The organism is Fenollaria massiliensis, from assembly GCF_023347705.1.
GTDB lineage: Bacteria > Bacillota > Clostridia > Tissierellales > Peptoniphilaceae > Fenollaria > Fenollaria massiliensis.
Window position 1 is genome coordinate 728,352 of sequence record NZ_CP096649.1, and the last position, 12,812, is coordinate 741,163.

Genomic DNA, 12,812 nt, shown 5'->3' on the forward strand with positions numbered 1-12,812 from the left:
TCATTATACAGGTGAAAAAATGAAAAAGAATTTTAAAACAAGTATAGGTGGACAAGCTTTAATCGAAGGTATACTTATGAAGGGACCAGAGAAGACTTCTATTGCTGTTAGAAAACCTGATGGTAAGATAGAGGTAAGTGTAAAAGATGATAGCAAGAAAAATAATAAGCTCATCTTTAAGATTCCATTCATAAGAGGCATATCCAAGCTAGTGGACTCAATGTCTGAAGGCACTAAAGCTCTCTATTATTCTGCTTCTTTTTATGACGATGAAGAGGATAAAAAAGAAACTAGTAAATTTAAGGATACTTTGTTTAATATTTTTACTTTTGTTTTTTCTTTTTTTATAGCTATAGCACTTTTTGTTGTAATTCCAACATTCATAGCTAACTTCTTAAAGGATAAAATCAATAATATATTCTTACTAAACTTTGTTGAAGGCTTAATAAGGATATCTATATTTTTAGTATATATAAGTTTAATATCGAATCAAAAAGATTTAAAGAGAGTATTCATGTACCACGGCGCTGAGCACAAAACCATCTTCGCTTATGAGAATGGTCTTGACTTAACTGTAGAAAATGTTCAAAAGATGAATAAGTATCACCCAAGATGCGGAACAAGCTTCTTATTTATGGTTATGCTTGTATCAATTATTGTTCTATCGTTCTTTGGATGGCCATCGCCACTAATGAGGATAGTGTCAAGAATTATTGCGTTACCAATTATAGCAGCAATATCTTATGAAATTAATAGATTCATAGGTAGGTACGATAATGTTGGCGTTTGCAGATTGGTTGCTAAACCAGGACTTTGGCTACAAAAGATAGCTACGGTTAAAGAGCCTGATGATAGCATGGTCGAAGTAGCGATAGCTGCTGTTAAAGAGGTAATACCTAGTGAAGAAGGTTTAGACGCTTGGTAGTTAAAGATATTATAAGGAAAGCTTTAGCTGATATTGAAGCATCAGGAAAAAATATTCCTAATCCTATGGGCGAGATATATATGCTTTTAGAGCATGTAAGTGGCAAAGATAAGCTATTTTTAACTTTGAACAAAGATTTTGAAGTAAACGAAGAAGAGTTTTTTGAACTTCTTAATAAGAGGCTAAACGACACGCCCATGGCCTACATCATAGGCAAGAAGCATTTTAGAGATATTATTCTAAAAACTGACGAAAGAGCCTTAATACCAAGATTTTGCACAGAAGAATTAATTGACATTGTTAATGGATTCATAAAGCCAGACGATTGTGTATTAGATATGTGCACTGGAACAGGAGCCATAGCTCTTGCTATTAAGGAAGAAAATCCTCTAATTCATGTAGCTTGCTCAGATGTTTCTGAAGATGCGCTAAATTTAGCAAAAGAAAATGCTAAATTAAATAATTTATCCATAAATTTCATTTTATCGGATTTATTTGAGAATATTAATGAAACTTATGATATACTTATATCAAATCCACCATATATTTCAAGTGAAGAATATATGGGACTAGATAAGGATTTATTTAAAGAACCAAAGCTTGCCTTAGTTGGCGGCGATTTAGGGTATGAATACTACGAAAAAATCATTAAACAGGCTAGAGAAAAGATTAAACGCATGATATTTTTTGAGATTGGATACGATCAAGGAAATATTGTAAAAGAAATATTAGAAAAGTATAAATATAAAGATATTAAAATCTATAAAGACCTTGAAGGTTTTGATAGATTTGTTTCTGCCTGCATTTAGGAGATGAGAAAATGTTAGAAAAATTAAATTTTATTGAGGACAAGTATAAAGAACTTGGCGAAAAAGTCATGGATCCAGATCTTTTGAAGGACATGAAAGAATATCAAAAGACTATGAAGGAATACGCTGACTTAAAGCCAATTGTTGATAGATATAAAGAGTATCAAACTTACTTAAGTGAGCTAAAAGATACTGAAGAGATGCTTGGCGAGAACCTTGACGACGAGATGAGGGAGCTTGCTAAGGAAGATTTAAAGAATTTACAAGAAAATATTGAAAAGGCTGAAGAAGACCTTAAGATAATGCTTATACCGAAGGACCCTAATGATGAAAGAAACGTTATTATGGAAATAAGAGGCGGTATTGGCGGTGAAGAGGCTGCACTATTTGCTGGTGACTTATTCAGAATGTATTCTATGTACGCTGACAAGAGAGGCTACAGAACTGAAATTATGAGTACAAACGAAACAGGTATAGGCGGCTTTAAAGAAGTTATCTTTATGATAACTGGTAAAGGTGCTTACTCAAGACTAAAGCATGAATCAGGCGTACACAGAGTTCAAAGAGTGCCTGAAACAGAAGCATCTGGTCGTATTCATACATCAGCAGCAACTGTTGCTGTTATGCCAGAAGCAGATGACGTTGAGATTGAAATCAATGAAAATGATATAAAGACAGATGTTTATAGAGCAAGTGGACACGGTGGACAATGCGTTAACACTACAGACTCGGCAGTTAGACTAACACATATACCTACAGGACTTGTTGTTACTTGTCAGGATGAAAAATCACAATTAAAGAACAAAGAAAAAGCAATGAAGGTTCTTAAATCAAGACTATATGACAAGATGCTACAAGAACAAAATGATGAACTAGCAAAGCTTAAGAAGGGCCAAGTAGGTTCAGGAGACAGATCTGAAAGAATTAGAACATATAACTTCCCACAAGGAAGAGTAACTGATCATAGAATCAATTTAACTTTATATAGATTGGAAGACTTTTTGAACGGGGATTTAGATGAGATGATAGACGCTCTACTAACTCACGAACAAGCAGAAAAATTAAAAGAATTGGAGGCATAAGATGAAAGCATCTCTTAGTATTAAGAAATCGATTTTAGCTTTACAACACTTGATTGCTATGTTTGGAGCTACAGTTTTAGTTCCTATACTTACAGGACTTGATCCATCAGTTGCACTTTTCAGTGCTGGCTGCGGTACACTTATATTTCACTATTGCACAAAGAAAAAAGTACCAGTATTTTTAGGATCATCATTTGCATTTATACCAGTTATAGTGCAAGTAGCATCAAAGTACGGCGATCTTAGATACGCTCAAGGTGGTATGTTGGTTGCAGGTTTAGTATATGTATTATTTTCATTCTTTATCAGGGGTATAGGTATAGAAAAAATACAAAAGATACTACCACCACAAGTAATTGGACCTATGATTATAGTTATAGGCTTCAATCTATTACCAACAGCGTTTAATATGGCAAAGACATCATATATAGTAGCTGGACTTACTCTAGCTCTTGCTGTAGCTTGGCCATATCTAGTAAAAGGTTTCTTAAAGCAAATATCAATACTCGTTGCAGTTATATTTGGCTATGTACTATCAGTTGCTTTTAAATTAGTTGACTTCACAGCGATAAATAACGCTCAATATTTTGCAGTGCCAAACTTTACTTTGCCACTATTTGATATTGAAGCAATTATAATTATAGTTCCTATAATATTCGCAGTATTTATGGAACATCTAGGAGACATAACTACTAACGGAGCAGTAGTTGGTCAAAACTTCATCGAAGATCCAGGTCTTAACAGAACTTTACTTGGCGATGGCTTAGCTACAGTATTCGCTTCACTTATAGGCGGACCAGCTAATACAACTTATGGCGAAAATACAGGTGTATTAGCAATTACAAAGAATTATGATCCATCAATACTAAGACTTGCAGCAGTATTTGCAATTATCCTAGGTTTTGTTGGTAAGCTTGGCGGCTTCTTAAGAACTATACCGCAAGCAGTTATGGGTGGTATATCAATTATGCTATTCTCAATGATAGGTTTCATTGGAATTAGAAATATTAGAGATAATCATGTTAAATTTAATATTAAAAATATAATAGTTATGGGATCGATTTTATTTATAGGATTCTCAGGTGGTTTATTTAAAGAACTATTTGGATTTTCTATAGAGCTTCCAATAACAGCTAATATCAGCCTTAATGGTCTTAGCTTAGCAGCTATAGTTGGTATTTTATTAAACGCAATTTTAAACGGAGTAAAGAGGGATGCTTGATATTGACCTATTAGTTCAAGAAGTAAAAAAATCAAAGCACATGGTATTCTTTGGAGGTGCAGGTGTATCGACAGAGAGTGGTATACCTGACTTTAGAGGATCTGGTGGTCTTTATACAGAAAGACTTTATGAAGGATATGAACCAGAAGTAGTTTTAAGCAATAAATTTTATCATGCACATCCAGATATATTTTTTGACTTCGTTAGGGATAAAGTTATTTATGAAAATGTTAAGCCAAATGAAGGTCACAAGGCACTTGCTAGACTTGAAGAGATTGGTATACTTAAGGCAATTATCACTCAAAACATAGATAATCTTCATCAAGATGCTGGCAGTAAGAGAGTTATTGAGCTTCATGGCAATATTAACAGATCTTATTGCACACATTGCGATAAAGAGTTTGATGCAATGTATATCAAGCACTCAAAAGGTGCTTGCACTTGTGATGAGTGCGGTGCATTGATTAAGCCTGATGTAGTTTTATATGGAGAGGCTCTAGATAATAATGTTATGGCTGAGGCTATAAGCGAAATATCTAAGGCAGATTTACTTTTAGTCGCTGGAACATCACTTAAGGTGTATCCGGCAGCTGGTTTGATTAGATATTTTAGTTCGGATAATCTAGTAATTATAAATAAAGATAAAACATATTATGATAGATATGCAAAGCTTGTGTTTAATGAAGGCTTTGGAAAGATATTAAAAGAAGTGGTGGATAGAATTGATATATGATGCTATAGTCATAGGAGCAGGTGCAGCGGCACTATTTTTTGGGGCTCTTAATAAGGATAAATTAAATATACTTATGCTCGAGAGAAACGATAGAGTTGGCAAAAAGCTTCTAACAACTGGCAATGGCAGATGCAATTACACTAATACTAAGCTTAATGAAAATCCATACAACGATAAAGATTTTACTTTATATATGATAGAAAAGTATGGCTATGAAGCTATAAAAAATAAATTTCAAGTCATGGGTATATATCCTTATATAGAAGAAGATAGAGTTTATCCCATGTCATTGCAAGCATCGAGTGTACTTGATGTACTTAGATATGAAAACGAAAGAAACAATGTCAATATAAAAACTGATGTCTTTGTAAAAAGTTTTCATAAAGATGGTGATATATTTTTAATTAAGGATCAAAACGCAAATATTTATAAGTCCAAGAGCCTTGTAATTGCATGCGGCGGCGCAGCTATGCCGAAATTTGGCTCGGACGCAAATTTATATAAACAAATAAAAGAGCTAGGTATATCAGTTATTGATACAAAGCCAGCTCTAGTGCCTTATGAATGTGATTATAAGTACTTAAAGCACCTAGACGGGCTTAGAGTAAAAGCAAAATTAAGCTTAAAAAAAGCAGGTAAAATTATAAAAGATGATGTGGACGATGTTTTATTCACAAAATATGGTCTATCTGGCCCAACAGTTTTTCAATTATCTAGATATATTAGTGGGAAAGAAAGTGCTTACAAATTTAGCGTAGACTTTTTTTATACTTTTAATGAAGATGAATTATTTTCAAGTTTAAGCGATAGAAGAAAAGATATCGGATATAAAAGTCTAGATGATTTTTTCATTGGCTTAATTCACAAAAGACTTATAATTCCAGTACTTGATAGACTTGGACTTGTAAAAGAAACTAACGCAAAAAACTTAAGCGATAAGGATTTACATAAAATAATAAATATTTTAAAAGATTTTGAATTAGATATTATAAAGAATAAAGGCTATGGCATTGGTCAGATAAGTCTTGGCGGAGTAGCTACTAAAGAGATAAATGCTAAGACTATGGAGTCAAAGAAAATTAATGGCTTGTACTTTATTGGAGAAGTTATTGATATTGATGGCCCATGCGGTGGCTATAATCTAAGCTTCGCTTGGCTATCAGCTATGGCAGCTTATGACGATATAAAATTGAGGTGTAAGGCTTGATAAATTATCAAAAAAAGTTTTATGAATATAAAGAAAAAGGTAAAAAGATAAACGTTTCCTTACTAGGAGCAGGCTTCATGGGCAAGGCGCTAGTGAGTCAATATATACAAAGCAAAGTTTTAAATCCTTTACTAATATCTTCAAGACACATCGAAGATGCGATTGATGCTTATCTTGCAGCGGGAATTGTTAGAGAAGATATAATTAAAATTACAAGTGCTGATGAAATAAAAGATTTAAATAAATATTATATATGTGAAGACAAAGAGCTATTATACAAATCAGAGCACATTGATTATGTAATTGATGCGACAGGCGAGCCAATTGTCGGTACAGAAATAAGTTACAATGCTCTTATGAATGGCAAAAATGTAATTACATTTAACTTAGAGAGCGATGTTTGCGTAGGAACCATTCTTTCAAAGATTGCTAAGGAAAAAGGACTTATATACACAGGCATAGATGGTGATGAGCCAGGAACAGTGCTTGAGCTTTATAATGAAGCCAAAATTATGGGCTTTGATGTCTTAGCCATTGGCAAAGGAAAGAATAATGAAGTCGATTTAGAAGCTAATCCAGACACGGTAAGTGAATCTGCTAAAGAAAAGGGCATTAAAAAAGAGATGCTTGCAAGCTTTGTAGATGGCACTAAGACCATGGTTGAGATGGCGACTATGAGTAACGCAACTGGATTTAGAGTGGATGTCGATGGCGGACACGGGATTAAATCTGATATAAAAACACTTGACAAGAAACTTTGCCTTAAATCAGAAGGCGGCGTTCTTAATTCGTACGGAATTGTCGATTATGTCAATGGTATTGCTCCAGGTGTCTTCGTCATAGTAAAGAGCGATTTAAAAAAGATTGATCACCTAATGAGATTTTTAAAGATGGGTGACGGACCAAACTATGTTTTATATAGACCATATCACTTAACTAGCATAGAGACTATAAACACAGTATTAAAAGCACACTTCGACAAGCTTGAAGCAATAAAGCCTATCTCTGATTTACCTTATTCAGATGTAGTAGCAATTGCGAAGAAGGATATGAAGAAGGGCGATAAACTTGATTATATCGGCGGATACACTTTTTATGGTAAGTGTATAGACTTTGAAAAATCAAGAGAAAAGAATTTAGTGCCTATATCTGTAATTAACGAAGGTGCAATCCTTAGTAGAGATATAAAAAAAGGCGAATGTATTGATTATGATAGCGTAGAACTTGATGAGACAACGCTTGTATATAAACTTAGAAAAGAAATAGAAGCAAAGTACGAGGCTTCAAGGAGGTAATTATGGACTTAAAAGCTTTATCAAATGATCGCGTAGCCGATAGAGAACACAAAATATCTGAATATTGGAACAGTATTGATTTGCTTAAACTAACTAACGAAAAAAGAGATAAGGACAATAGATATGTTTTCTTTGAAGGACCGCCAACTGCTAATGGTAAACCTGGTATTCATCACGTTAGTGGTAGAACTTTAAAGGACTCTGTCTGCAGATATAAAGTAATGCAAGGCTATTATGTAAACAGAAAAGCCGGTTGGGACACACACGGACTTCCTGTTGAAATAGAAGCGGAAAAACAATTAGGACTTCACAATAAGCAAGACATAGAAAAGTATGGCGTAGAAGAATTTAATGAAAAATGTAAAGAGTCAGTATTTAAATATGAGTCATTATGGAGAAAGATGACTGAAAAGATGGCCTATCTCATAGATCTTGACCATCCATATATAACTCTTGATAATGATTACATTGAATCAACTTGGCACATTCTTGATAAGATGTTTAAAGATGGACTTATATACGAAGGCCATAAGATTATGCCTTATTGCCCAAGATGCGGTACAGGACTTGCTTCACATGAAGTTGCTCAAGGCTATGAAATGATAAAAACTGAATCAGCTTATGTTAAGTTCAAAAAGAAAGGCACTGATAACGAATATTATCTTGCATGGACAACAACACCATGGACACTACCTTCAAATGTAAGTTTAACAGTTAATAAAGATTTTGATTATATTAAGATAAAACATAAAGAAACAGGCGAGATACTTTATCTAGCTAAGTCACTTCTTAAACAAGCTCTTGAAAAAGATGCTGAAAACTATGAAATTATAGCTGAAATGAAAGGCTCGGACTTAGTCGGTGAAGAATACGAACAATTATTACCATATTTACCATGTGATAAAAAAGCTTTCTATATAACAGAAGCTGACTATGTTACTATGGAAGACGGTACTGGTATAGTTCACACAGCACCTGCCTTTGGTGAAGACGACTACAATACATCAAGAAGATATGATTTACCAGTTCTTAATCCAGTTGATGAAGAAGGTAAATACACTGATACACCATGGAAGGGCATGTGGGTTATGGATGCTGATCCATTGATCATTGAAGAATTAAAGAAAGAAAATAAATTATATAGAAAACAAAAAATTGAACATAATTATCCACATTGCTGGAGATGCCACACACCACTACTATATTATGCAAAACCATCGTGGTATATAGAAGTTACTAAGTTTAAAGACAAAATTGTTGAAAATAATAAAACAGTTAACTGGTATCCAGACTATGTTGGCGAAAAAAGATTTGGTAACTGGCTTGATAATCTAAAAGATTGGGCTTTATCTAGATCAAGATACTGGGGAACACCACTACCAATTTGGAAGTGTGATGAATGCGGCCACATGGAAAGCGTTGGCTCAAGAAAAGAGCTTAAAGAAAGAGCAATTGAAGATATCGATGAAAATATCGAGCTTCACAGACCATATGTTGACGATGTTCATCTAGAGTGTCCACATTGCCACGGCAAGATGACTAGAGAAAAAGATGTTATTGACGTATGGTTCGACTCAGGCGCAATGCCATTTAGCCAATGGCACTATCCATTCGAACACACTGAAGACTTTGATCATAAATTCCCAGCAGATTTCATCTGTGAGGGTATAGACCAAACAAGAGGCTGGTTCTACAGCTTACTTGCTATATCAACATATATGACAGGAAAGTCACCATATAAGAACGTCCTTGTTAATAACTTGGTACTTGATAAGTACGGTAAAAAGATGAGTAAGAGCAGAGGCAATACTATAGACCCATTCGAATTATTCGAAGAATATGGCGCAGATGCTGTAAGATGGTATCTATTATATGTTTCACCAGCATGGACAACTAAAAAGGTTGACGTTGATGGACTTAAGGATATTAGCTCGAAATTCTTCAATACACTAAGAAATGTTTATAATTTCTTCTATATGTATTTACAAACTGATGGCATTGATCCAAAAACTTTAGATGTGCCATATGAAAAGAGAAGCGATATTGATAAATGGATACTTGCTAAGTACAACAAGCTTCTTGAAAGAATTGAAGAAGAGATGGATAAGTTCGAGCTAACAAACGTTGTTAGAATGATACAAGACTTTGTAGTTGAAGATATATCTAACTGGTATATAAGACGTTCAAGAAGAAGATTCTGGGCTACAGAGCTTGATGATGATAAAAAGGCAGTGCTACAAACAACTTATGAAATACTTCTTGGTGTTTCTAAGATCATAGCACCATTTGCTCCATATACAGCTGAAGAGTTCTATCAAAGACTTGGCGATTTAGAATCAGTTCATATAGACTATTATCCAAAGGCAAATAAAGATTTAATCGATGAAAAACTTATATTCAAGATGGATCTTGTCCGTACACTTGTTAAACTTGGCAGATCTTCAAGAGAAAATGCCAAGATTAAGGTAAGAATACCTCTTAACGAGATAGTTATAGACGGTAAGTACAAAGAAGACCTTAAGGACTTAACTGACTTAATCAAAGAAGAACTTAATGTTAAGAACGTTTATTACGAAGATGATTTGAAGAAGTATATGAACTTTAGCTTAAAGCCAAACTTCAAAGTTGCTGGTTCAATACTTGGTGCAAAGATAAAAGATTTTACAAAATATCTATTAAATGTTAATAGCATGGACTTTGTAGATAAACTTGATCACGCTGATCAACATGTTGAGCTAAACGGAGAAGATACTGAAATTAAAAAAGATTATGTTGATGTAAGAATCGAATCAAAAGAAGGCTTTAACGTTGAAATGGAAAATGGTGTATTCATCATACTTGATACTAAATTAAATAAAGAGCTTCTTGATGAAGGTTATTTAAGAGAATTTATATCAAAGGTACAACAACTAAGAAAGCAAAATGATTTTGACGTTCTTGATAAGATAAAAATTTCTGTTGAATCAAGTGATGATTTAAAAGAAATTTTTGATAAATTCAAAGACTTTATATTGAAAGAAACTGTTGCTGATAGTATTGAGTACAAGAAACTTGGTATTGAAGATACAGACTTAAACGACAAAACTATAAAGATATTTGTTGAAAGAATATAAATAATTAAGACTAGGGCAGATGCTCTAGTCTTATTTTATGCATGAAAAAGCCAGGGCAAATGCTCTGGCTAAAATTTTGTTTCAATTATAATTTTTTCTTTAGTGTATTCATTATGTCTCTTGCAACAGTTTTACCTATTTGATAAGTAAAGGCGCTGAAAACTCTTTTTATAACCTTATCGGCCATGCCTTCATTTCTTTTCTTTTGATTTTGCTTTGTTCTATATTCTTTTTGAGCTTCTTTTTCTGTCTTTTCTGCTTCCATCTCTTCATTAATCTTAATGTATCTTTCACTAAGTATTTCGTAAGCAGATTCTCTGTCTATCGGTTCTTTATATTTTTTATTAAAATCAGAATTTTTTACTATATCATTAAATACAGCCTCGTCTATCATACCAATCTTTGACATAGGTGGTCTTATAAGAGTTATCTCAGCCATACTTGGTTCGCCATCTTCATTAAGTGTCGATACTAAAGCTTCACCAGTTTTTAGATTTAATATAGCTTTTTCGCTATCAAAATTTGGATTCTTTCTAAAACTATCTGCAGCGTATTTAACATTTTTAATTTCGTTTGGAGTGTAGGCTCTTAAAGCATGTTCAATTCTATTTGATAATTGACTTAAAACTTCTTCTGGTATATCCTTAGGATTTTGTGTAACGAAGAAGATGCCAACACCCTTAGATCTTATAAGCTTGATTATGGTAACGATATTTTCAAGCATCTTTTTATTTAAGTCCTTAAAAATTAAATGAGCTTCATCTAAGAATAGTACTAGTTTAGGTTTATCAAGGTCACCAACTTCTTCAAGACTTGTAAATATTTGACTAAGTAAATAGATTACAACTGATTGATACATCTTTGAGTTAAGGTAGAGCTCAGTACAGTTAAGTATATTAGCTGTGCCTTTTTCACCATTTTTAAGAAGTAAATCATCAACATCAAAGGATGGTTCACCAAAGAAATCTATAGCGCCTTCATTCTCAAATCTAATTAGAGTTCTTTGTATAGCGTTTATACTTTGCTTAGCCACATTGCCATACTTATTTGAAATATCACTAGAGAAGTCCGCCATATATTTAAGCATAATCTTTAAATCTTTAAAATCAATAAGCTTAAGACCATTCTCATCGGCGATTTTATACATAACATCAATGACGCCGCTTTGTACTTCGTTTAGACCAAGCATTTTTGATAAAAGTACTGGACCTATATCAGTAACAGATGCTCTAAGCGGAACACCTTTTTTATATATATCAAAAATTTCAACAGGGAAGCTATCAACTTGGTAATCACTCAAGCCAAGCTTTTCGATTCTTTCGTCAATCTTGTCATTTCTCTCGCCATTTTCAGCAAGACTCATAATATCGCCCTTAACATCAGTAATAAATGTATTTATGCCGTCATTATTAAGCAATTCACTAATTACCTTTAAAGTAACAGTCTTACCAGTACCAGTGGCTCCAGCTATAATTCCATGTCTATTTAACATCTTTGAATTTAAATAAACTTTTTCATTTTCTCCACCTAGTAAATACTTCATAAAATCACCTCTCATAACTATTATAACACATTTACAAGAATAAAAATAGTCTTGCAAAATAACAATTTATATGATAATATAAATATGTGAAAGATTATAATTTAAGGAGGATATTTTGGAAATAAATAAAGAGATTGTCGCTAAAGTTTGCGGCAAAGAAATTAAAAAAGAAGATGTTGTTAACTTTGCGAATATGCTTGGGCCACAACTAACTATGCAGTTCCAATCAAAGGACGGAGTTAAGAAATTGGTTGAAGAGATGGTTAATCAAGCTATGTTATATAATCAAGCTATTGATGAAAAGCTAGATGAGAGCGAAGAGTATAAGAGAGAAATTGCCAAAGCTAAAGAAAATATCTTAACTAATATGGCATTTAAAAAAGCTCTTGAATGTGATGAAGCAACAGATGAAGAGCTTAAAAACTATTATGAAGAGTTTAAAAATGAATTTTCTGAGCCTGAATCAAGATCAGCAAGCCACATCTTAGTTGATAATGAAGCTAAGGCTAAAGATATCAAGGCTAAGATTGACAAGGGTGAAGACTTTGCTAGTCTTGCTAAAGAACACTCTGCTTGTCCATCAAAGGCTAATGGCGGCGATTTAGGAACATTTCATAGAGGACAAATGGTTAAGGAATTTGACGATAAAGTTTTCTCAATGAATATTGGAGAAATTTCTGAACCAGTTAAAACTCAATTTGGATATCATATAATCAAGCTTAATAAGATTAATGAAGCAAAAAATAAATCATTTGACGAAGTTAAAGATGAAGTGCGTGCTCATGTTATGCAAATTAAACAAATGAACGCATTTAAAAAAGTTATAGACAGTTTAAAGGATAAATACAAACCAGAAATATTTGTTTAATGAAAGGATATGAGA

Annotated in this window: 10 protein-coding genes; 9 read left to right on the forward strand and 1 reads right to left on the reverse strand. The window is 33.2% G+C overall.

The genetic code is table 11. The annotated features are described in order from the left end of the window. The first annotated feature begins 19 nt into the window (after positions 1-19). Genes M1R53_RS03795 through ileS form a run of 8 tightly spaced genes read left to right on the forward strand, consistent with a single transcriptional unit; the run spans position 20 to position 10,386 of the window. A complete protein-coding gene (locus M1R53_RS03795; RefSeq protein WP_249243129.1) occupies positions 20-925 on the forward strand; it encodes a DUF1385 domain-containing protein in 906 nt (301 codons plus the stop codon). Next, positions 919-1,734 (forward strand): peptide chain release factor N(5)-glutamine methyltransferase, encoded by an 816-nt coding sequence (prmC, locus tag M1R53_RS03800; RefSeq protein ID WP_249243130.1) that lies wholly within the window; start codon positions 919-921, stop codon positions 1,732-1,734. The genes M1R53_RS03795 and prmC overlap by 7 nt, the downstream gene beginning before the upstream one ends. An 11-nt stretch (positions 1,735-1,745) precedes the next feature. Then, the gene (prfA, locus tag M1R53_RS03805; RefSeq protein WP_019213488.1) at positions 1,746-2,816 is read left to right on the forward strand and encodes a peptide chain release factor 1; all 1,071 of its coding nucleotides are present in this window, start codon (positions 1,746-1,748) and stop codon (positions 2,814-2,816) included. 1 nt (position 2,817) lies between these two features. Then, positions 2,818-4,038 (forward strand): uracil-xanthine permease family protein, encoded by a 1,221-nt coding sequence (locus tag M1R53_RS03810; protein WP_249243131.1) that lies wholly within the window; start codon positions 2,818-2,820, stop codon positions 4,036-4,038. Next, positions 4,031-4,771: an NAD-dependent protein deacylase gene (locus M1R53_RS03815; protein ID WP_249243132.1), complete on the forward strand. Its 741-nt coding sequence runs from the start codon at positions 4,031-4,033 to the stop codon at positions 4,769-4,771. The genes M1R53_RS03810 and M1R53_RS03815 overlap by 8 nt, the downstream gene beginning before the upstream one ends. Then, complete coding sequence (locus M1R53_RS03820) at positions 4,761-5,978, forward strand: aminoacetone oxidase family FAD-binding enzyme (protein WP_249243133.1); 1,218 nt, start codon at positions 4,761-4,763, stop codon at positions 5,976-5,978. The genes M1R53_RS03815 and M1R53_RS03820 overlap by 11 nt, the downstream gene beginning before the upstream one ends. Next, complete coding sequence (locus M1R53_RS03825) at positions 5,975-7,273, forward strand: NAD(P)H-dependent oxidoreductase (RefSeq protein WP_249243134.1); 1,299 nt, start codon at positions 5,975-5,977, stop codon at positions 7,271-7,273. Before M1R53_RS03820 ends, M1R53_RS03825 begins: the two co-directional genes overlap by 4 nt. Before the next feature lie 2 nt (positions 7,274-7,275). Further along, positions 7,276-10,386: an isoleucine--tRNA ligase gene (gene ileS / locus M1R53_RS03830; protein WP_249243135.1), complete on the forward strand. Its 3,111-nt coding sequence runs from the start codon at positions 7,276-7,278 to the stop codon at positions 10,384-10,386. A gap of 85 nt (positions 10,387-10,471) precedes the next feature. On the opposite strand, the gene M1R53_RS03835 is transcribed toward ileS, so the two are convergent. Further along, on the reverse strand, positions 10,472-11,929 hold the full coding sequence (locus tag M1R53_RS03835; RefSeq protein WP_249243136.1) for a helicase HerA-like domain-containing protein: 1,458 nt from the start codon (positions 11,927-11,929) through the stop codon (positions 10,472-10,474). Between the two features lie 115 nt (positions 11,930-12,044). Between M1R53_RS03835 and M1R53_RS03840 the strand changes: the two genes are divergently transcribed. Next, positions 12,045-12,797: a peptidylprolyl isomerase gene (locus M1R53_RS03840; protein WP_070598804.1), complete on the forward strand. Its 753-nt coding sequence runs from the start codon at positions 12,045-12,047 to the stop codon at positions 12,795-12,797. Positions 12,798-12,812: the final 15 nt, after the last annotated feature.